Here is a 23725-nt window from a genome sequence, read left to right as displayed (position 1 = left end):
AATATCGATAAATTTGGCTAAGAAAAAATCTATTTCGTCAAGAAATTATTAATTGTATTTTTGTTGAAATTTCTACCAAAATGAACATCCGAAAAGGCGAAAAAAATGACATGAAAGCGGTTCTTGACCTGATTCAGGAATTGGCCACTTTTGAAAAAGAACCCCATGCTGTTGAAGTAACTGTAGCCGATTTGGAGAGGGATGGTTTTGGTGATGACCCCTTATTTTATACTTTCGTAGCCGAGGTTAATCATCAGATTGTCGGGATAGCGTTGTATTATTATCGCTATTCTACCTGGAAAGGAAAAACCATTCATCTCGAAGATTTGATTGTAAAGGAAGATATGAGAGGAACAGGTTTAGGGTTTGAATTGTATTCAAGAGTCATAGAACAAGGAAAATTAGATAAAGTACGTCGTATCGAATGGGCAGTATTGGATTGGAACCGACCTGCGATAGATTTTTATATCAAATCCGGAGCAAAAGTTTTGGAAGATTGGCGTGTTGCTCAAATGGACGAAAACGGAATAAATGAATTTTTAAAAATAAATAATCGTCTGAAGTAAAGACCTTTAAGCTTTTAACTTTTGACTTTCGACTATAAATTATGAGAATATTTAAATTTGGTGGCGCTTCTGTAAAAGATGCCGATGGAATAAAAAATGTGTTCAGCGTATTGGAAAAAGTAGGTCACGAAGACACGCTCTTGGTGATTTCCGCTATGGGAAAAACTACCAATGCATTAGAAATCGTAATTAAGAATTATTTCGAAAAATCGAATGAGTTGCATTCGTCTTTACAAGAGGTTCGCAAATACCATAACCAAATTTTATTGGATTTATTTGATGACGAAGAGCACGATGTTTTTTATGCTGTGAACAGTCATTTTGCCGATTTGGAGTATTTCCTCAGAAGCAACAAATCGCCTAACTACAACTTTGTATACGATCAGGTTGTTAGTTATGGCGAAATCGTTTCGACAACCATCGTCAGTCATTATTTTAATCATGCCGGATTAAAAAACAATTGGATTGATGTCCGTAATTTTATTAAAACCAATAACAATTACCGCGATGCCGATGTTGACTGGGAAAAAACCCAACAATTCATCTCCAAAGGCATAAAGAAAAAAGCACTCAATATTACACAAGGATTCTTAGGTTCTGATGAAAATAATTTTACCACAACACTAGGCCGCGAAGGTTCTGATTACACTGCGGCGATTTTTGCGTATTGCCTCAATGCCGAAAGTGTAACGATTTGGAAAGACGTTCCAGGAGTACTAAATGCCGATCCAAGATACTTTGACAATGCGGTTTTGCTAAATCAAATTTCGTATCGAGAAGCCATCGAGTTAGCGTTTTATGGTGCTTCAGTAATTCACCCAAAGACGTTGCAACCGTTACAAAAAAAGGAAATTCCGTTGTTTGTAAAATCATTTATAAATCCGTTATTACCGGGAACAAGTGTTTCCAAAGGACAAGATTTAGAGCCAAAAACGCCTTGTTTTATTGTTAAAAAAGACCAATTGCTACTGTCGCTTTCGTCAATAGATTTTTCCTTTATTATGGAAGAGAACATCAGCGAAATTTTTGCACTGTTACATCAATACAAAATCAAAACGAGTTTGATTCAAAATTCAGCCATCAGTTTTTCGGTTTGTCTGGAAGATAAATTTGGCAATTTTAACGAGGTGAAAAACATCTTATCTAAAAAATTTAAAATTTCTTATAACGAAAATGTATCGCTGTATACCATCAGGCATTTTGATGACAAAGCGGCCAAAATAGTCGAGAAAGACAAAACCGTTTTAGTGAAGCAAGTCTCCAGAGATACGATGCAGATTGTAACGAAAGAATAATTCGATTTTATTTTATACTTTTATCTAAAAAAGACATGGAAATCAAAGATTTATCTAAATATACCAATGCTGAAAAGATTATTTTAGCAGAGCAACTTTGGGATAGTGTTTCCAAAAAAGACATCGAATTATCTCCTGAAATTCAGCAAGAACTGGATAATAGACTACAACTTTTGGAAGAAGGGAAGACAGCAATTTATTCTTTAGAAGAAGTAAAAAATCACATTGATAACGTTAGAAAAAAGTAATGCTTACTATTAGTTTTACTAAAGAAGCATTATTTGATATTTAAGATATAATTCTTTGGTATGAAGAGCATAGAAAAGGACTCTCTTATGATTTTGAACTTTGTTTGGAAGCAGGTTTGGCAGAAATTTCTAGAAATCCAGACAACTTTCAAAAACGGTATAAAAGTGTACAAGTTCGGTTTATTCCTCGTTTCCCATTCGGAATCCACTATGTAATTAAAGAAAACAGTATCATTGTAATTGCTGTTTTTCATACTTCACTTTCTCCGAAAAAATGGAGTAAAGGAATATAAATCTCTATAAAACATACATTTTCAATGGTTTTTACGTTATTACATGTATGCTAAAAAAACTCTTTTTATGGATGTTGCTTTTCTTATTTTCAGGGCTTTCAGCTCAGGAAATCAAATCGCTGTATCAACTTAAAAAAGTAGCAGTTGCTGCAGATGCCATCGCGCTGGAGAAAGTTAGTATCAGTCCCAGTTTCTTCAAACTCCAAACTTCTGAAGGCAAAGAAATCGATACTAGTTTTTACAGCATGGATTTCAAAACTGGAAAGCTTTATTTTAAGAATGGTTTTACTTCCAATGATAGCCTTACCGTTCGCTACTTTAAGTATCCCGAACAGCTTACCAAAACCTACAGCATTTACGATCAGGATAGGGTTGTTGCCAATGACGGAAATCTTTATAAAATAAACCGCTCGGTCAAAAAGTTTGTGCCGTTTGAAGGTTTGAATACTTCCGGAAGCATTACGCGTGGTGTCACCATCGGGAACAATCAAAATGCTTCTGTGACGTCTAATCTCGATTTGCAGATTACCGGAAAAATATCAGACAGAGTTTCGCTCAGAGCTTCGATTCAGGATTCGAATATTCCGTTACAGGACAATGGCTATTCGCAGAAACTGGATGAGTTTGATCAAATTTTTATCGAGTTATTTACTGATAACTGGAATATTCGGGCCGGCGATTTATTTTTGGAAAACCGTCAATCACGGTTTCTGAATTTCAACAAAAAAGTGCAAGGACTTTCGACACATTTTACCTTTGGCGGTGAAGAAAACAAAACCGATATTTTTGCTTCGGCGGCTTTGGTTCGGGGTCAATATGCTAAAAGTTCGTTTACCGGTGAAGAGGGAAATCAAGGGCCATATAAATTGCGGGGCAATAATGGCGAATTGTTTGTGTTGGTTATTTCGGGTTCTGAACGAGTTTATGTCAACGGAATACTGCGCAAACGAGGTGAAAACAACGATTATCTCATCGATTATAATGCCGGAGAAATTACGTTTACCTCTTTATTTCCAATCACTTCCGAAATGCGTATTGTGATAGAATATCAATACTCTGACCGAAATTACACTAGGTTTGTGACCTATGCCGGAGCCAATCATGAAAGTAAAAAATGGAGCTTGGGAGGTTATCTGTATTCTGAAAATGATGTCAAGAATCAGCCTTTACAGCAAAATCTCTCCGGAGAACAAGCCGCGATTTTGAGTAATGCCGGTGACAATGTAAATCTAATGAATGCGCCTTCCGCTTATATTGATACATATTCAGAAAACAAGATTTTGTATAAAAAGATTACGGTTACAGGTGGCGAAGCTTTTGAATATTCCAATAATCCCGATGACGAACTGTACAATGTGAAATTTACCTTTGTAGGTCAAAACCAAGGAAGTTATATCTTAACCAATTCCAATGCTATTGGCAAAATATATCAGTATGTTGGCGTTGGAAGCACCATTGAAAACAGGAATTACGAACCGATAATCCGATTAATTGCGCCAACCAAAATTCAGATTGCAACGGTTTTAGGGAAATACAATCCAAGTGAGAAAACGGTCGTCGATTTTGAAGTTGGTGTCAGTAACAACGATTTGAATTTGTTCTCTTCGATGGATGACGCCAATAATAAAGGAGTAGCCGCGAAACTGAATTTTAAACAAAGGTTGTGGAGCAAAAAATGGCAGATTGAGGCCTTTGGAAACTATCAATACATACAGGAAAATTTCAGAACCATCGAACGTTTGTTTAACATCGAATTCAATCGTGATTGGAATTTAACCACCTTTGAAGGCAATCAGAGCTTGTTGATTAACGGTTTGAATTTTACCTTGCCTGACAAAGGAAAACTAACCTATCAGTTTGAAAAGCTGGATTTCTCCAAAAGCTTCTCCGGAAGCCGTCACATGGTAAATGGACTCTTCAAACTCAAAAACTGGAATATTTTTCAAAACAGCAGTTATCTAAAAAGTGACGGGACATATGCCAACTCCACCTTTGTCCGAAACCAATCCAATGTTCGGTATAATTTTAAAAAGAATTGGAGCGGAACAAGTCTACGATTGGAGGATAACAAAGAAAAGCTTGTAGCAACGCAACAATTATCAGCACTCAGCCAACGTTTTACAGAATACGGTGCATTTGTAGGTCGAGGAGACAGTACGAAAGTTTTTGTAGAATTAGGCTATTTGCATCGATTGAACGACAGTTTACAAAACAGTTTTCTGAAACGAGTGAATACCTCACAATCCTACTATGTAAAGTCAAAACTAATCCAAACCAAAAAAAGCGATTTGACCTTATTTGTCAATTACCGAAACCTAAAATATGTTGATGAATCTCGAGGTAGTGAGCCTTCGTTAAACTCGAGACTATTGTATAACGATCAATATTTCAAACAATTGTTACAAGTTACTACGGCTTATGAAACTACTTCGGGAACCATTGCGCAACAGGAATTTACCTATCTTGAGGTTGAGCCAGGACAGGGAGTCTACACATGGATTGATTATAACAACAACGGCATTCAGGAATTGCAGGAATTTGAAGTAGCGCCATTTCCGGATCAGGCAAAGTATGTTAGGGTATTCTTGCCCAATCAGATATTTCAGAAAACCCATCAGAATAAATTCTCACAATCAGTCACAATCAACCCCAATATTTGGCAAAATGCTACAGGTTTTAAAAAGATATTGTCCCACTTTTACAACCAGACGTCCTTTTTAATCGACCGTAAAATCAAGCGGAATGGTGCTAATTTTGATTTGAATCCGTTCTCTGATTTTGATGAAAGTACGCTCGGATTCAATACCAGCATCAGAAACAGTTTATTCTACAATCGTGGAAAGCAAAAACATTCAGTTACGTTCACTTTTATTGCAAATCGATTGAAAAGCTTACTCTCAGTAGGTTCGCAAGAAAGTAATAATGCATTATATCAAGTGCAATACATTCATTTGCTAAAAAAAACATGGCTGTTTTCTTTGGGGACAGAACTGGGCGAAACCGAATTGTTTTCAGAAAACTACAGCAGCAAAAATTACATTATAAATAGTGTCCAGTTGAATCCGAAGATTTCTTATTTGTTCAATAAGAATGCAAGTCTCGATGTTTTTTATGAATTTCAGGACAAGAAAAACTTGCTAGGCGATTCGGAACAACTAACCCAAAGCCGTTTCGGAACTTCGTTTTCGTATGCCAGTGATAAGAAATTTACTGCGAACGGTGAATTTTCGCTCTATGATAATAATTTTGTTGGTGATGCTTTATCTCCGGTTGCTTTTGCCATGCTTGAAGGACTACAACCCGGAAAGAACCTGACTTGGCGATTGCTTTTACAAAAGAATCTTACGCAGTTTTTAGACATCAACGTGAACTACCAAGGACGTAAAACAGAGACCAGCCAAACCATTCATACAGGTAACGTACAATTGAGAGCATATTTTTGATTGGAATACTTTTTGTGTTAAAAAAAATATTAATTTTAATTCACTAAACAAAACTTTTAAAATCATGAAGAAACTAATTTTATTATGCCTCGTATTTGTATTCTCAAATACATTTTATGCCCAAACAGCGACAGAAAAAAAATCCAAAGCAAAAGCAAAAACAGAAAAAGCCGCAGCTGATGTGAAGAAAAAAGCGAAAGAGACAGAAAAGAAAGCAAAAGCTACTGAAACCAAAGCCAAGAAAACAGCTGAAAAAGCATCTAAAACAAAAAAAGACGGAACACCTGATAAGCGTTTCAAAGATGCAGCAAAAGATGCACCTAAACTTAAAAAAGATGGAACGGTTGACAAGCGTTTTAAAGATGCAGACAAAAGCACTAAAGAGGCCAAAACTAAAGTGACTAAAGCTAAAGCAAAAGTCAAAAAAACAGCTGCTGAAGAAAAAGAAGACATGAAAGAAACTGCTACATCAAAAGCAGCAGAAAAGAATGTGAAAGACAAAGTTACCGGAAATTATAAAGGTAAAAAAGTGTTTACTGGGCCAAGAGGAGGTAAATATTATATCAACAAAAACGGAAATAAAACCTATATCGACAGAGACGGAGAAGAATAAATTTCTATAATTTCCAGACAATTCAAAAGCGCTGTTTTCAATCCTGAAAACAGCGCTTTTTTTTGCTTTCAAGATCCTTTTTTCAGAAGATTGAAAATGTTAAAATTTTCGTGCAAGGAATTTCCTATTTGCCTTTGTTCTAGGGCTTTTTGATAAAATTTGATTTTTTAAAGTATTGAAAAACAATAAATTACGATTTTTAAAAATCTGACCTAATTATTCTGTTTTGTTAAAAACTAAAGGCTATTGTGAATAAGTTTGGCTTTCATTTTCCGTTTCGTTTGCCAATCTTTGTAACATACAGAATGCAACAAAAATCACCTCAAAATAATAAAAAAACACAAACTCAAATGGCTAGCGTAGAACCAATTTTACAAGAGAATAAAAACCGTTTCGTGATTTTTCCGATAAAACATCATGATATTTGGGATTGGTATAAAAAAATGGAAGCCAGTTTTTGGACTGCCGAAGAAATTGATTTGCACCAAGATTTATCCGATTGGAATAACAAACTGAATGCTGATGAGAAATATTTCGTCAAACATATTTTGGCTTTTTTTGCTGCTTCAGACGGGATTGTGAATGAAAATTTAGCCGAGAATTTTGTTAACGAAGTGCAATATCCGGAAGCCAAGTTTTTCTACGGATTTCAAATCATGATGGAAAACATTCACAGCGAAACCTATTCGCTTTTGATTGATACCTATGTAAAAGATGAAGCTGAAAAAGCACAACTTTTCAATGCTTTGGAAGTATTTCCAGCCATCAAAAAGAAAGCCGATTGGGCTTTGAAATGGATTGGTTCTGATTCGTTCGCCGAAAGATTAATTGCTTTTGCTGCTGTTGAAGGCATCTTTTTCTCTGGAGCATTTTGCTCGATTTACTGGTTGAAAAAACGTGGATTAATGCCAGGATTGACGTTTTCTAACGAATTAATTTCCCGTGACGAAGGTGTTCACTGTGATTTTGCGGTACATCTGCACAACCATCATTTGGTAAACAAAGTTTCTAAAACCAGAATTACCGAGATTATAACGGATGCTCTAGATATTGAACGTGAGTTCATCACCGAGTCACTTCCGGTAAGTTTAATCGGAATGAATGCTACTTTGATGACGCAATACTTAGAGTTCGTTGCCGACAGATTATTGGTAGAATTAGGATGTAAGAAAGTCTATAATTCCAGCAATCCATTTGATTTCATGGACATGATTTCGTTGCAAGGAAAAACGAATTTCTTTGAAAAACGTGTGGCCGAATATCAAAAGGCCGGTGTGATGAACAGCGATGTGGAATCAGGAAAAATTAGTTTCGACGCTGATTTCTAATTTGAAAATTTGAAGATTTGAAAATTTGAAAATGTGTACAAAGCATTGAAAATTATAAATCTCCGAATTTCAAAAAAAAATAAAAATTTGAATTTTATGGAAGAGTCATTTTTCAAATTTTCAAATTACCTAATTTTCAAATTAATACAAATAACCAGAAAATAGCGAAAGGGATTTCCTGTTTTCAAAAACTGACAAGCGTATGTATGTAGTTAAAAGAGACGGCCACAAAGAGCCGGTAATGTTCGACAAAATCACGGACAGAATTAAAAAATTGTGTTACGGATTAAACGATCTGGTAGATGCTGTAAAAGTAACCATGAGAGTAATCGAAGGATTGTATGACGGAGTAACTACTTCAGAACTTGACAATTTAGCGGCAGAAACTGCGGCTTCCATGACCATCACACACCCAGATTATGCACAGTTAGCAGCACGTATTGCGATCTCCAACTTGCATAAAAACACCAATAAATCGTTCTCGGAAACCATGAAGGAAATGTACTTCTATGTGAATCCAAGAACCAACCAAAAAGCGCCTTTATTGTCTGATGAAGTATTTGAAGCGATTCAGGCCAACGCCGAATTTTTAAATTCACACATCATTTACAACCGTGATTTTAATTACGATTACTTCGGTTTCAAAACCCTAGAGCGTTCGTATTTGTTAAAAATCAATGGTAAAATTGTAGAGCGTCCACAACACATGTTAATGCGTGTAGCCGTCGGAATCCATTTAAATGATATGGAGGCCGTAATAGAAACCTACGACCTAATGTCGAAAAAGTTCTTTACGCATGCCACACCAACTTTGTTCAACGCAGGAACACCAAAACCACAAATGTCTTCGTGTTTCTTGTTGACCATGAAAGACGACAGTATTGACGGGATTTACGATACATTAAAACAAACCGCTAAAATCTCGCAATCTGCAGGAGGAATCGGATTGTCAATCCACAACGTTAGAGCCACTGGTTCTTACATTCGTGGTACCAATGGAACGTCAAACGGAATCGTTCCAATGTTACGAGTGTTCAATGATACAGCCCGTTATGTAGATCAAGGCGGTGGAAAACGTAAAGGAAGCTTCGCGATTTATTTAGAAACTTGGCATGCGGATATTTTCGAATTCCTAGACTTGAAAAAGAATACCGGAAAAGAAGAAATGCGTGCCCGTGATTTATTCTTTGCTATGTGGACCTCCGATTTATTCATGAAACGTGTACAAGAAGATTCTACTTGGACCTTAATGTGTCCAAACGAATGTCCGGGATTGTGCGATGTTTACGGAGAAGAATTCGAAACGTTATACACTTCTTACGAAGCACAAAATAAAGGTAGAAAAACCATCAAAGCCCGTGAACTTTGGGAGAAAATCCTCGAGTCGCAAATCGAAACCGGTACGCCTTATATGCTCTACAAAGACGCAGCGAACAGAAAGTCCAACCAAAAGAATTTGGGTGTTATCCGTTCGTCCAACCTTTGTACCGAAATCATGGAGTACACTGCTCCGGATGAAATTGCTGTGTGTAATTTAGCTTCTATCTCATTACCCATGTTTGTGGAGAACGGCGAGTTCAATCATCAATTGTTGTACAATGTTACCAAACGCGTAACGCGTAACTTGAATAAAGTAATCGACAGAAATTACTATCCGGTTCCGGAAGCTGAAAACTCCAACATGCGTCACCGTCCGGTTGGATTGGGTGTACAAGGTTTGGCCGATGCCTTTATCTTATTGCGAATGCCGTTCACCAGCGATGAAGCGAAAAAACTGAATCAGGAAATCTTTGAAACTATGTACTTCGCTGCCGTTACAGCATCGATGGAATTGGCTAAGGAAGAAGGACCTTATTCTTCTTTCAAAGGCTCACCAATTGCAAACGGAGAATTCCAACACAACCTTTGGAATATCAAAGACGAAGAACTTTCGGGTCGTTGGGATTGGAAAGCATTGCGAAAAGAGGTGGTGAAACACGGAGTACGTAACTCGTTATTGATGGCACCAATGCCAACAGCATCTACGTCGCAAATTTTAGGAAACAATGAAGCTTTTGAACCCTATACTTCAAATATTTATACCCGTCGTGTATTGTCGGGAGAATTTATCGTAGTAAACAAACATTTACTCGAAGATTTAGTTAAACGCGGCCTTTGGAATGAAGAACTGAAACAACAAATCATGCGTAACAACGGATCGGTGCAGGATTTGGATATTCCACAAGACTTGAAGGAATTGTACAAAACCGTTTGGGAAATGTCCATGAAAGACATCATCGATATGTCGCGTCACAGAGGGTATTTTATTGATCAGTCACAATCGTTGAACTTGTTCATGCAAGATGCCAACTACGCCAAATTAACGTCTATGCACTTCTATGCTTGGCAAAGTGGTTTGAAAACGGGAATGTATTATCTGAGAACCAAATCAGCGGTAGACGCCATCAAGTTTACTTTGAACAACGAGAAAAAAGCAGAACCAACAGCACAAGTTGCAGAACCGGTAGCGGTTGAGGTGGTTGCACCTACAGAAAATGGGGAAATGACCGCCGAAGATTTTGCAGCCATGGTAGAACGCGCTCGTAATGCCGGGCCGGATGATTGCGAAATGTGTGGGAGTTAAATAAGAGAAAAGAATAAAGAACAAAGAATAAAAAAAACAGCCATCATTTGATGGCTGTTTTTTTACGAAGCAACCATTATTAAAAAGCTGTATCTTTAAAAGAAAAAAATATATGAGGAACTTTATTCTATCCGTCGCTTTAGTAATTCCTTTGTTCATTTTTGCCCAATCAAACCCGAATCAATTGCCCTGCGCCACAGATAAACTGATGCAGGATTTGACGACTGACTTTCCTGAAGTCCGACAACGGTTGGAATCTTTTAATCAAATGATAAAAGAGTCATCTCAAAACAAAAACGGACAGAATACGCTCCAATCCATACCGTTACCGGGTTCCATTACCATTCCGGTTGTAGTTTATATCATCCACGATGGAACGACGCTAACAAATATTTCCGATGCTCAAGTCAATGATCAAATGGCAGCATTAAACAATTATTTCTATAGTACGGGAATTAAGTTTTGCCTGGCGACAAAAGTAAATGGTACGGGTTCCATTCCTACAGTGAATACTACAGATGTACAGACTACTCCGGGAATCATACACATCAATAATGCTACGCTATCCAACCATTATTCTACTGCGCAATTGCCTTTAGTGGCTACGGCAAACCCACAAATTACCAAAGAACGATATATAAGGATTTGGGTGGTAAAAAGCATAGATGGACCCAATTCAGGGACGGCTGGTTATTCGATGTTCCCAAATACGTCCCCAGTTTTTGACGGAATTGTTATGAGATATAATGTTTTTGGCAATGGCAATCCGAATCTTTTAGCCAATTATAATCTGGGTAAAGTTTTAGCTCATGAAGTGGGTCATTATTTGTTTTTGTATCATACTTTCGAAGGAGGCTGTTCCACCTATTTTAATGATTGTTCAATGGATGGCGATAGAGTCTGTGATACACCTAGAGTAGCATCGCCTAATTTCAATTGTGTTACAGGAACAAACTCTTGTCCGGAAACTCCTGCGATTCCCGACGATTTATCTAATTATATGGATTATGGAAATAATAACTGTCAAGACCATTTTAGTAACGGACAGATTGAAAGAATGCTGAACGTTTTACAATCTTCAAGAAGTCAATTATATGCCACAGAAAACACTATTTATACTGGAACCTGTGGTTCGAACAATTTACTGTCTGCCACGATAACACCAAGTGATTTTTCTCCTTGTGCGAGTTCGACATTGGCTACCATTTTTACGGCTCCAACGGCAACAACATATTCTTGGAATTTCGGAGATGCCTTTGCCACGGGAGCCAATCCTAATACGGCAACCACCCAATTTGCTTCGCATATTTATACCTCGGCAGCGAATTCGCCTTATACCGTAACACTTACAGTTACAAACGCAGCAGGAGAGACTCGGACATCTTCAGAGCAAATTTTTGTTACCAACTGTCAACCCATAAACAATGTGAATTCATATTGGTTTGTTGATGGCAGTTATGGATTAAGTTTTAGCACCGGAAGACCTATTTTTGACCCTACATTTTCATCGACAGCAATCACAACGTTATCTGATAATAGCCAATGCGATAGTTCCGGAAATTTACTTTTTTATACCGATAAATATAAGATTATGAACCGCCAACATGTTCAAATCAACAGTACTGACTTAATGGAGTTTACGGGTACTGGTCAAAGCAATCAAGTATTGATTGTGCCAAAACCGCCACTTACCGGAAATTTAATTACCCAATATTACATATTTACTCAACAAACCTATAATAGTAATGCAGCAGATGTTGGATTTAGATACAGTATCGTTAACATCTCTGGAACTAACGCAACAATGGGTGCTTACAAACAGCCAGTCATAGTGCCTTCTAATTATGGTTTTGATTACACTACAGACGGAGCCGCACTTGGGTTAAATTGTTTAACCGCCGTGAAAAAGTGTAATAGCAATGATTATTGGATTTTAACTATGTTAAAAAGAGGAAGTCAATTTTATTTAGTGGTTTTTTCATTAACAAATACAGGTCTCATCTATAACAGCGAACAATTGGTAGTCAATACTACTGGATCATTCTCTTTTGAAGGACAACTTACATTTGCCCCTAATGGCAACAAGTTGGCTTTGACTCATGGCTATGGTGGCATAAACTGTTACATTTATGATTTTAATAAAGCGCAGGGAATAATCAGTAGCAATTATATTCCGTTATCAATTCCAGTCACTTCATCAACTTACGGTCAAAGCCAGGGCTGCTCTTTTAGTCCGGATTCAAATCTATTTTATATGACGGACATGCATGCAAAACGCCTATATCAATTTAATATTAATTCTGTAAATATTCTGGGTTCAAGAATAGAAGTAGGCTCATTGACGGTGGGACCAAATTCTTTAAGGTTGGGACCTGATAATAAAATTTATGCCTCAATGGTTAGTTTTAACGGTCTTTACCAAAAATTGTCGGTTATTCACAACCCAAATAATCTGGCAACCACTGCAAATCCTAATGCCTGCAACCTTACGTTAAATGGTCCAAAATGGAATGGGTTTGGATCCAATGTGGGTCCAGGATTACCTAATACTATTGAAGCCAAGCAGGAAACAGCCTATTTTAGTCCAAATACTCCGAATGTAATCTCTAAATACATAACCGCTTGCAATACCTATAAATTTTTTCCAAATGTTTGTGGAAACTCATTCGTCTGGACTTTTACCAATACAACAACCGGCACATCAATAACAACAACCGTTACAAACCCCACATATAACTTTCCGCAAAACGGAACTTACGTAGTCACGGTTAGGGATAATTTAAATACTCTTTTAGGAACTTCATCACCAATAATAATCACAAATTCACCAGCAGGTAGTATTGATGGAAGTACAACGGCCTGCCTAACGAGAACTAATGAAAGCATAACGAACAATTCTACTTTTTTAAATAATGGGGAAACGGCAACTTGGACCATTACCGGCGGGGCAGGCTCCATTTCGGGAGCAATAAACAACCAACCGAGTGTGAACATAAGCTGGAGTAGCTTACCAGGTACAATTACACTTACTAAGGTGAGCGCATCAGGTTGTACCAATGTATCTACCAAAACCATATCGTCTTTTTGTGCTACTTTGGGAACGAATGATATTGAAAATCAAGGCTTAATGATATCGCCTAATCCATCAACGGGAATATTTACAATAAGTAGTACCAACAGCATAGGAAAAGTTTCGATGCACGTGTTTGATATCAGGGGAAGGATTATTTTAAGTCAAACAGATGTCGATTTTAATAGTGATGATAAAACACTAGATTTATCCGGTTGCCAATCGGGAATGTATATCTTAAAAATAATAGGGTCTGATTTTAATTCCTCCTACAAACTCATAAAAAACTAAACAATCATTTTTTAATGCAATAATAAAACAGCTATCACTTGATGGCTGTTTTGATTTTAATTACATTTGAAATCAAATAAAAGTACCATGTCAAAAGAAAAAAAAGGAGTCTATACAGGCATCATCGAAAAGGACAAAGACGGGAATTATTTCTGCGGCGAATACCTTTTGGATTATAAATACACCGAAGCCAGTTTTAAAATTGGTGATGAAATCAATATCAAAAGTGTGATTGCCAATCCAAGTGATAAAAGCTATAATATCTATCCAAAGAAATCCCGCAATTTCTTTTTGGCCAACCAAAAAGACTAAGTATGGAAGGTTTAAAAAAGAAACCCTTCAAGGTAACTGATGAAATCATAGCCAATCACAGACAAAGACTCGCTAATTGGTTAGTTGATTTAACAATGCAGGTCATTATCATGTTTATTGTTTTGGTATTCATGTCGGCCATAAGTGTTGCCAATGGAAACAAAGAATTTATGCTGAATTTTGTAAAGAACGATATTGCGCAATACACATTGGCAGTGGTGGTCCAGCTTTTTTATTTTAATGTTTTCGAAATTTTCTTCGCCCGAACGATGGGTAAATTTATCACACAAACGGTGGTTGTCGATGAAAACGGAGAAAAACCCCATTACGAAAATATCATGATACGCTCGTTATCCCGACTGATTCCTTTTGAAGTCTTATCGTTTATCGGAACACCTCCAAGAGGTTGGCACGATAGTCTTTCCAAAACCTATGTTGTCAATAAAAGATTGCTGGACGAACAAAAACGCAAATTTAATCAGATTTAAAACTTAAAAGGAGAAATGCTTACACTCGTTAGAACTACTTCGGATAATGCGGATTTTAATAGTCTAGTGGCACAACTCGACCGTTATTTGGCCGTCCTTGATGGTGATGACCATGCTTTTTATGCGCAGTTTAATAAAAGCAGTTTGCTGAAAAATGCTTTGGTTTGTTATGATAATGCAATTCCCGTTGGTATAGGTGCTTATAAAGAATTTGAGCCTGGAGTAGCCGAAATGAAACGAATGTTCACTTTACCAGATTATCGAGGAAAAGGAATAGCCAAAGCCATTTTATCCGAATTGGAAAACTGGGCGAAAGAGGAAAACTACACTGCCGCAATTCTTGAAACTGGCCATTTGCAATACGATGCCATTGGTTTGTATCAAAAAATGGGATATGTCATTACTGAAAATTTCGGACAATATATTGGAGTCGAGAATAGTGTTTGTATGAAGAAAGATTTAAAATAACTGTATATTCGTGTAGCAAAAAGGAACATATGAGTCGTTACTTACTATCTTCGGGTTCTGATTTTGAAAAACAAATAGGGTATTCTCGTGCTGTAGTAGATGGAGAATGGGTTTTTGTCTCAGGAACAACCGGTTTTGATTATGATACCATGACCATTTCTGATGATATCTTAGAACAAACAGAACAATGTTTTAAAAATATCGAAGCTGCCCTAAAAAAAGCGGAAGCCGAATTAAATGATATTGTGAGAGTACTTTATATTCTTCCAAATGTTGATGATTTTCAGAAATGCTGGCCCATCCTAAACAACTATTTAGGAGAAATCAGACCCGCTGCCACTATGATTTCAGCAGGTTTGGCAGATGCAAGGATGAAAATTGAAATTGAAGTGACAGCTAGAAAGCATCTTATAAAATAAAAAAGCATTTGATTTTTATATCCTAAATCTCTAATTCCAAAATCCTAAATCAAAATGACCTGGGAACAACTTTTATCACTAAAACGCAAAGGCGACACCAGCAAAAGACTGCGAATAGAAGAACACGATACGCGTCTCGGATTTGAAGTCGATTACGACCGTATTATTTTTTCCTCGGCTTTTAGAAGTTTACAGGATAAAACTCAGGTAATTCCATTGTCTAAAACCGATTTTGTGCATACACGACTTACGCACAGTTTGGAAGTTTCCGTCGTGGGACGTTCTATAGGAAGATTAGTTGGTAAAAAAATCATCGAAAAATATCCGTATTTACGTGAGATTCACGGCTATCACATGAACGATTTTGGAGCTATAGTGGCCGCCGCCGCCTTGGCACACGATATCGGGAATCCACCATTCGGACATTCAGGGGAAAAAGCCATTGGCGAATATTTTTCCATCGGAAAAGGTCAGCAATACAAAGATCAATTAACCGAAAAACAATGGCAGGATTTAATCGATTTTGAAGGGAATGCCAACGGATTTTCTGTACTCACTAGTTCGCGTCCCGGAATTGAAGGAAGTCTGCGATTGTCTTACGCAACCTTGGGTGCTTTTACTAAATATCCGAAGGAAAGTCTACCCAAAAAACCAACTAAAAACATCGCGGATAAAAAATACGGTTTCTTCCAATCTGATAAAGAATTCTTTAAAGAAGTGGCCTCCGAATTGGGAATGATAGCTAACAAAACCGGAGACGATATCGGTTATGAGCGCCATCCGTTAGCATTTTTAGTCGAAGCTGCCGATGATATATGTTACACGATTATCGATTTTGAAGACGGCATCAATTTAGGGTTGGTTTCAGAAGATTTTGCTTTGGAGTATTTAATCAAATTGGTAAAAGACACGATTGACACTGCAAAATATCAGACTTTAACCACCAAGGAAGACCGAATCAGCTATTTGCGTGCTTTAGCTATCGGAAACTTGATCAATGATGCAGTTCGGGTTTTTATTGAAAATGAAGAAGCTATTTTACAAGGGAAATTCCATTTTGCCTTAACGGATAAAAGCAAGTACAAAGCCCAAATGGACGACATCATCAAGCTGAGTGTAAAAAACATTTACCAAAGCCGCGAAGTCATCGAAAAGGAACTTTCGGGTTACCAAATTATCAATAATCTATTGGATAAATTCATTACAGCCTACAACAATAATCACGAAGGGAAAGCTACGAATTACGATAAATTACTATTGAAAATCTTACCCGAAAAACATCATTTGGAAAAGGAAAGCTTGTACGAAAGATTACTTCACATCTGTCATTTCATTTCGATGCTGACCGATGGTAAAGCACTTCAGTTAAACCAAATTGTGACGGCTTAGTCTCGTAAATTAATACTGTTCAATAGTTTAACAGTTGTTGAATTTAATTTACAGTAAAAAGCACTAGATTTGATTAAAATTGCTACCGATGATAAAAAAAATACTTACCCATCTTTTGGTGTTGTTACCCTTTATGGTGTTCTCCCAAAATGAAGAGCAACAAATAAAAAACTATTTACAAGAAAATCACAATCGATTGGGATTAACCCTAAACGATGTTTCCGATTGGATTGTCGAAAGTAAAGCTAGTTCAAAGTCGACAAAAATTAATAACTTCTATATCAAACAACGGTATCAAGGGAAAGAAATTTTCCACACTGTAACGAATGTTTGGATAAAAAACGGAGCAGTTTTAGAGGTAAAAAGCAAGTTTGTTCCTAATCTTCAAAACAAAATTAACACGAGTGTTCCCGTTCTTAACGTAACACAATCGATACAAGTAGCAAAACAAGAACTTGGTTATAACGCTGTCATATCTCATGACATCATCGAATCCAAAGACAACACAAAGTTCCAACTGTCTAACGGACTTTTAAGACCAATAAAAGCAACTTTAGCCTACGTTCTTGATGATACTAATGCCTTAAGACTGTCATGGTCTTTTCTAATTCAGACACCTAAAAAAGAAATTTGGCTCGTGTTTATCGATGCAGTAAATGGCCGTGTACTCAAGAAAGTAGACAAGATTTTATCTTGTAATTTCAATAGCGATTCGCATCATCATAAAAGCAATTTCTTCTTCAAAAGACATTTTTTTAAACCAGAAATGGAATCGCTGTTTTCAGCTGTTCCCTCTTCGTATAGAGTGTTTCCCTATAACATTGAGAGTCCCAATCATGGCAATAGACAGCTTATTGTGAATCCAAGTAATGCTCTTGCATCTCCTTTTGGATGGCATGATACCGATGGTATTTTCGGAGCAGAATTCACAGCAACTCAAGGAAACAATGTTTTTGCTTACGAAGATACATTCGATCAGGATTTTGGTGAAAGTGTACAAACAGATCCAAGTTTAAGTTTTGATTTCCCTTTTCCCGGAAATACAGCCGAGCCTTCAGCTTATTTGAATGCTGCAATTACTAATTTATTTTACATGAACAACATTGTTCATGATGTGTTTTATCAGTACGGATTTGATGAGGAAAACGGCAATTTCCAAAATAATAATTACGGTAATGAAGGTTTTGATCAGGATCAATTGTTTGCAGAAGCTCAAGACGGTGGCGGTATCAATAATGCCAATATGTACACGCCTTTGGATGGAGAGAACCCAACGATGCAAATGTATCTTTGGAACAGAAAACCTGAAGAAAACTTAATCACTATTAATGCGCCTTCAGCCGTTAGTGGCACGTATCCGGGAATAAGAAGTAATTTCAGATTTTTTAATGTAGAATTACCGGTTTCTCCTGATGCGATTGTATCCGAATTAGTACTCTATGATGATGGTTTTGATGATAGCGCAGATGCTTGTGATGTAGCACTAAATGCATCGGAATTGTTAGGAAAAATTGCGGTAGTAAGGAGAGGTGGCTGTACCAATGATGATAAATTAGTGAACATTCAAGAAAGTGGTGCAGTTGCTGTAATCATAATCAATACTATTCCTAATAAATTCTACGTTAGCGGCTTTGGTTTTGATGCAACAATTCCGGTGATTGGTGTGACACAAGAGGTTGGTAATATCCTACTTCAGGCTATTGAAAACGGTCCGGTAAATGTGAGTTTGAGCAGACCCGATTCGGGTTTTCTTTTCAATGATTCTGATTTTGATAATTTAGTGATCACCCATGAATACGGGCACGGAATAACCAATCGATTGGTTGGAGGAAGTCTTAATGTGGATTGTTTGGACAATAGAGAACAAATGGGAGAAGGTTGGTCCGATTGGTTTGGATTGATGATGCAAATGAAACCGGGAGATTCTGGAGCCGATAAACGAGGCATCGGAACCTATGTCAGCAATCAACCGACAGATGATGTAGGGATTAGAAACTTTCCATATTCTACCGATATGACTATCAATCCGGTTACCTTTCGAATGACCAATACTTTTGTGGTTCCCCATGGCGTGGGTTCTGTTTGGGCATCGATGCTTTGGGATTTGACTTGGGCCTATGTTGGAAAGTATGGATTCAATCCTAATATTTATTCGGGAAATGGTGGTAATAATAAAGTACTCCAAATAGTTATAGATGCCTTAAAATTGCAACCTTGTTCTCCTTCTTTTGTTGATGGTAGAGATGCTATACTTGCTGCAGACCAAGCGATAACAGGAGGTGAAGATTATTGCATGATTTGGGAGGTATTTGCCCGAAGAGGTTTAGGGTTAAGTGCCAATTCCGGTGATACTTTTTCTGCGATAGATCAAACCGAAAGTTTTGACGTTCCGGCTCCGGGACCTAATTGCTCTCTCGGAATAGATTATGTTCAAAATCAGGATTTAATTGCTGTTAGTCCAAATCCTTCCACAGGTATCTTTTCCATCAAAATCCATGCGTTTACTGGGATCATAAATTATCAAGTGTATGATATCAACGGAAGAAAAATCACGGAAAAAAGAAACGTAAATTTTGCCAATGAGACTCAGGTTAACTTAGGGTCTTTGCAAGCTGGAGCTTATTTTATAAAAATTGATGCTGAAACTTTTAGCGTTACCAAAAAAATAATTATAAAATAAGAAGGTTCTAATCGTCCTCGTCTTCTTCCTCGAGCAAACCGGCAAAGAGCAAACGCAAACCCTCAACATCGATGTTGCAAAATTGTTGCAATTCATCTAGGGTTCCGTGTTAGATGAAATAATGGGGAACACCACAAAGGAAGATTTCGTTTACGTAATCATTTTTGGCAGCAAATTCAAAAATCGAACTTCCAAAACTCCCTTTGGTTAAACCATCTTCTACGGTTATGATAGTTGAAAATTTATCACAGATTTTATGTAATTTTTTTTCATCCAAAGGTTTTACAAAGCCAAAATGGATGACATCATCAAGTGAGTCTGAAAAAAGATAAAGCAAAGTCGTGAAGTCATCGAAAAAGAACTTTCGAGTTTTCAACTCATCAATAATTTGTTGGATAAATTCAGCACGGTCTATAATACAAATAGTAGGGTAAATGCTGCAAATTATAACAAAGTGCTATTGAAGTTTTTACGCGAAAAACATCATCTGGAAAAGGAAAGCTTGTACGAAAGATTGCTTCATAGCTGTCATTTTATATCGATAATGACAGATGGTAAAGCGGTGTCGTATAACAAAATTGTGAAATCGAATTAAAAATCGAATCAAAAATAAATCTTTTGGTTACAATATGTTGATATAAAAACCATGTATATCGTAATTTTTTTCTTATTTTTAATAAATAATTTAAAAACACACACAATATGAAAAAACTACTTTATTTATGTCTTATGCTCTACGGACTAGCTGGTTACTCTCAAAAAGTTGCGCCAACTTGCTTATCCGACCACTATTTAAATTCTATAATCCAAACGAGCCCAGATGTAAAGGGCAGATTGGATTTAATGAATAAGGAAATTCGTGAATTAGCTACCTTAAATAAGACACCACCTTATCAAATGACTATACCTGTGGTTGTATATGTGGTATATGATCCGGCTACACCTGCTACTAATATAACCGATGCTCAGGTGCAAAGCCAGATTGCAGCATTGAATGCAAGTTTTAGTACTACAGCGATTAATTTTTGTTTGGCAACTAGGGCAGGTGCAGCTACTACGATGATACCAGGTGTAGGGACCCAAACTACTCCGGGAATTCTTCATATCAACAATGCAGCGTTATCTAATCACAACTACAATACCAACCAGCAGCAACTTGTAAACCTTGCAGACCCGGCAATTACAAGAGATAAATACTTAAGGATTTGGGTTGTTAAGGACATAAACGGAATAGGGTCAGGGACGTTGGGATATTCCATATTCCCCAATTTATCTTTGACTTTTGATGGTGTGGTTATGAAGTATAATGTTTTTGGTAATGCTAGTGATCCTACCTGTAACTGCAGTTTTTTACAGCCAACCTATAATTTAGGTAAAATCCTTGTCCACGAAGTGGGTCATTATTTAGGTCTTTATCATACTTTTCAAGGAGGCTGTGCAGGTATGAACACAACTTCTTGTGCCACAGAAGGAGACATGGTCTGTGATACACCTCCAGTACAAAGCCCTAATTATTCTTGTTCAACTGGCATAAATTCTTGTTCCGAAACGCCTAATCTTCCTGATAAAATCAACAATTTTATGGATTATGGTGATAACAATTGTCTGAACTCATTTACTACAGGACAAAAGAATAGAATGCATAATACGCTCAATATGTATAGAGCGACATTATTTTCAGCAGACAATATAGTGTATACAGGAACCTGCAATTATTTAAATGTAGTTTCTGCAAGTTTTACTCCAAGTACTTATTCCCCCTGTGCAGGAGTTCCAGTCAATTTTACTTCAATGGGAGGTACAAATACTTACTCATGGAATTTTGGTGATGGAACAACATCTAACCTACCGAACCCAAGCCATCCTTTTAGTGCGGCAAACTCCCCGTATACTGTAACTTTGACAGCGGTAAATGCTGCAGGAAACTCAAGTTCTATTTCAACGGCGCAAATATTTGTTACCAATTGTACTCCTATAAATAATACAGATTCCAATTGGTATGTTAGTCCAAGCTGTGGATTAAAGTTTGGGACAGGAGTTCCTGTATTCGACCCCACATTTCCCACAAATCATTACTCGCAATATAACGGTCAGATTCAAAACGACAATAATGGGAATATACTTTTCTATAATAATACCTTAAGTGTTTGGAATAAATTACACAATGCCATCAATTCAACTCAATTAGTACTTCCTAATTATAATACACCTTATCCCAATGGAGCTGTAATTGTCCCAAAACCACCTTTGTCAGGAAACGTAATTACTGAGTATTATATTTTCACCAACCTATATTTACCACCACCATTTACAGCTGCTGTTGATGAAGGTTTACGATACAGTATTGTAAATACTTCTGGTCCTACGGCAACCATGGGCGTTACCAGACAGCCTGTACTTTTACCAGCTACTTACGGCTACAGTACTGCAGCTGCGGATGGATGTGTAAAAGGGGGATTTGGGATATCTGCTATTAAAAAATGCAATAGCAATGATTATTGGATAATAACGACTTTAAGAAAAGGATCAAATGTATTTATGGTTGTCTTATCCTTGACAAGTTCTGGACTTTCCTTCAACAGTGAACTGCAGCTTGCAGATAACTTACCGGAACACTTCATTGAAGTGGCACCAAATGGCAATAAAATATTTTGCTATTCGCCTTACAACATTAATTCTCACCTGTATGATTTTAATAAAGCAAGCGGAACAGTTTCAACTGCTGTCCCTATCTATAACTCTGGTCAAGGACTTTATGGAGCATCTTTTAGTCCGGACTCGAAGCTTTTATATGTTACAGATGCTAACAATAAAAAGCTATACCAATACAATATCAATTCGGCAAATGTAAACAACAGTGTAAAATTAGTTGGAAGTTTCAGTACTAGCCCTTGGTCTATACAACAAGGTCCCGATGGAAAACTTTATGCTGCATTGGGTGTAGGCTTAAATGAACTGGGTGTTATCCACAATCCTAATAATTTAATAACATCTACTAACACAAATGCCTGTAATTTTTCAACGCACGGCCCAGCAAGAAATAATCTGGGGCTAGGATTACCTAATTTAATAGATGCAAAAGACGCAACGTCTTATTTTCCAGTAAGCAATGCCAATGTGATCAGTTCATATGTAACAGGCTGCAATAGCTATAAGTTCTTCCCTAATATCTGTGGAACATCGTTCAACTGGACTTTTACAAATAACGGAACTGGTGCTTCAACAACATCAACCGCAACCAATCCTGTAATAACATTTACAACAAATGGCACCTACACAATAACATTACGGAATGCTACCAATACCACAATTCTAGGGACAACAACAGTAACGATTTCTTCATTTACTGCTCCAGGAATTACCGGAAGCACTTCAGCATGCACAAGCCTTGCCAATAATAATACGACCAACAATTCTGTAGTTTTACAACCAGGACAAACTGTGGTGTGGAGCATAACAGGTGGAACAGGTGTTATTTCCGGAGCAAATAACCAATCGGATGTTACAATAAACTGGCAGAATCTTCCCGGAACTATTTTGATGACGGTTACCAATGCTGATGGTTGTATTGCAACCAGAAGTAAAACAATAGCGTCATTCTGTTCTTGTGACTGCATGAAGTTATCAATGACATGGCAGCCAATGCTTGATGATACTTGTCTATTTAAACTGATTCCGCCTCCTAATCAGATTTGTGCCAATATAAATGTAAGACACACATGGAATTTTAATGATGGTACCGGACCAATAATTGCGATGGGTTACAATAGTTATGTGAACTATTGCAATGACACAAGCGGTACTGTATTTGTTGAAATATTAGACAGCAACAATAATACGATATGCAGTGAAACTAAGACTTTTGTAGATGCTATATTCACATCTAATTCGAAAAATTCAGAGTCAAGCGATATTCCCTATTTGGTTACCATCAATCCTAATCCTACCAAAGATTTAATTAATATCCGTATTAATGACTATTCTGGCAAAGTAGATGTTAATATATTGGATATCAATGGTCGATTGATATATGAATTTAAAAATGAAGAAATAAACGTTGAAAAATCGTTCGATTTAAGCGGTCTTCAAAAGGGAGTTTATGTAATAAAGATCTCTGGTAATAAAGTAAACTTTGCAGAAAAGATCATAAAAAACTAATCTTGGATGTATCAAAGTGGTATAGTACAAACATTGTTTGT

At 37.0% G+C, this 23725-nt stretch carries 16 protein-coding genes; 15 read left to right on the top strand and 1 reads right to left on the bottom strand.

Annotated features, from left to right (window positions below):
* Positions 1-80 precede the first annotated feature (80 nt).
* The 14 genes from ACULEU_RS13225 (at position 81) to ACULEU_RS13160 (ending at position 19526) form a co-directional block, all read left to right on the top strand.
* The gene (locus ACULEU_RS13225) at positions 81-566 is read left to right on the top strand and encodes a GNAT family N-acetyltransferase (RefSeq protein WP_445453033.1); all 486 of its coding nucleotides are present in this window, start codon (positions 81-83) and stop codon (positions 564-566) included.
* Between the two features lie 41 nt (positions 567-607).
* Positions 608-1861, top strand: a complete 1254-nt coding sequence (locus ACULEU_RS13220) for an aspartate kinase (protein ID WP_445453032.1) — start codon at positions 608-610, stop codon at positions 1859-1861.
* A 35-nt stretch (positions 1862-1896) separates the two neighbouring features.
* Complete coding sequence (locus tag ACULEU_RS13215) at positions 1897-2109, top strand: addiction module protein (protein WP_445453031.1); 213 nt, start codon at positions 1897-1899, stop codon at positions 2107-2109.
* 340 nt (positions 2110-2449) lie between these two features.
* On the top strand, positions 2450-5845 hold the full coding sequence (locus ACULEU_RS13210; protein WP_445453030.1) for a hypothetical protein: 3396 nt from the start codon (positions 2450-2452) through the stop codon (positions 5843-5845).
* A 64-nt stretch (positions 5846-5909) separates the two neighbouring features.
* Positions 5910-6458, top strand: a complete 549-nt coding sequence (locus tag ACULEU_RS13205) for a hypothetical protein (RefSeq protein WP_445453029.1) — start codon at positions 5910-5912, stop codon at positions 6456-6458.
* Positions 6459-6808: 350 nt separating this feature from the next.
* Positions 6809-7786 carry a ribonucleotide-diphosphate reductase subunit beta gene (locus tag ACULEU_RS13200; protein ID WP_445453028.1) on the top strand — a complete coding sequence of 326 codons (978 nt, stop codon included), beginning with the start codon at positions 6809-6811 and terminating at the stop codon, positions 7784-7786.
* 202 nt (positions 7787-7988) lie between these two features.
* Positions 7989-10409: a ribonucleoside-diphosphate reductase subunit alpha gene (locus ACULEU_RS13195; RefSeq protein ID WP_445453027.1), complete on the top strand. Its 2421-nt coding sequence runs from the start codon at positions 7989-7991 to the stop codon at positions 10407-10409.
* Positions 10410-10521: 112 nt separating this feature from the next.
* Complete coding sequence (locus ACULEU_RS13190; protein WP_445453026.1) at positions 10522-13770, top strand: M43 family zinc metalloprotease; 3249 nt, start codon at positions 10522-10524, stop codon at positions 13768-13770.
* An 87-nt stretch (positions 13771-13857) separates the two neighbouring features.
* Positions 13858-14082, top strand: coding sequence for a hypothetical protein (locus tag ACULEU_RS13185; RefSeq protein WP_445453025.1), 225 nt, complete (start codon positions 13858-13860; stop codon positions 14080-14082).
* A 2-nt stretch (positions 14083-14084) separates the two neighbouring features.
* Positions 14085-14570 carry an RDD family protein gene (locus ACULEU_RS13180; protein ID WP_445453024.1) on the top strand — a complete coding sequence of 162 codons (486 nt, stop codon included), beginning with the start codon at positions 14085-14087 and terminating at the stop codon, positions 14568-14570.
* Positions 14571-14585: 15 nt separating this feature from the next.
* Positions 14586-15038 carry a GNAT family N-acetyltransferase gene (locus ACULEU_RS13175; RefSeq protein WP_445453023.1) on the top strand — a complete coding sequence of 151 codons (453 nt, stop codon included), beginning with the start codon at positions 14586-14588 and terminating at the stop codon, positions 15036-15038.
* Between the two features lie 29 nt (positions 15039-15067).
* Positions 15068-15457, top strand: a complete 390-nt coding sequence (locus tag ACULEU_RS13170; protein ID WP_445453022.1) for a RidA family protein — start codon at positions 15068-15070, stop codon at positions 15455-15457.
* Between the two features lie 54 nt (positions 15458-15511).
* A complete protein-coding gene (locus ACULEU_RS13165) occupies positions 15512-16846 on the top strand; it encodes a deoxyguanosinetriphosphate triphosphohydrolase (RefSeq protein ID WP_445453021.1) in 1335 nt (444 codons plus the stop codon).
* A gap of 88 nt (positions 16847-16934) precedes the next feature.
* Positions 16935-19526 (top strand): T9SS-dependent M36 family metallopeptidase, encoded by a 2592-nt coding sequence (locus ACULEU_RS13160; RefSeq protein WP_445453020.1) that lies wholly within the window; start codon positions 16935-16937, stop codon positions 19524-19526.
* 109 nt (positions 19527-19635) lie between these two features.
* Here the strand turns inward: ACULEU_RS13160 and ACULEU_RS13155 are convergent, their stop codons facing one another.
* Entirely contained in the window at positions 19636-19902 is a 267-nt protein-coding gene (locus ACULEU_RS13155; protein WP_445453019.1) for a transketolase C-terminal domain-containing protein, read from the bottom strand.
* A gap of 326 nt (positions 19903-20228) precedes the next feature.
* Between ACULEU_RS13155 and ACULEU_RS13150 the strand changes: the two genes are divergently transcribed.
* A complete protein-coding gene (locus tag ACULEU_RS13150; RefSeq protein WP_445453018.1) occupies positions 20229-23684 on the top strand; it encodes a PKD domain-containing protein in 3456 nt (1151 codons plus the stop codon).
* Positions 23685-23725 lie beyond the last annotated feature (41 nt).

This window comes from Flavobacterium sp. 25HG05S-40 (assembly GCF_052654735.1).
This window is presented reverse-complemented; position numbering and strand designations above follow the sequence as displayed.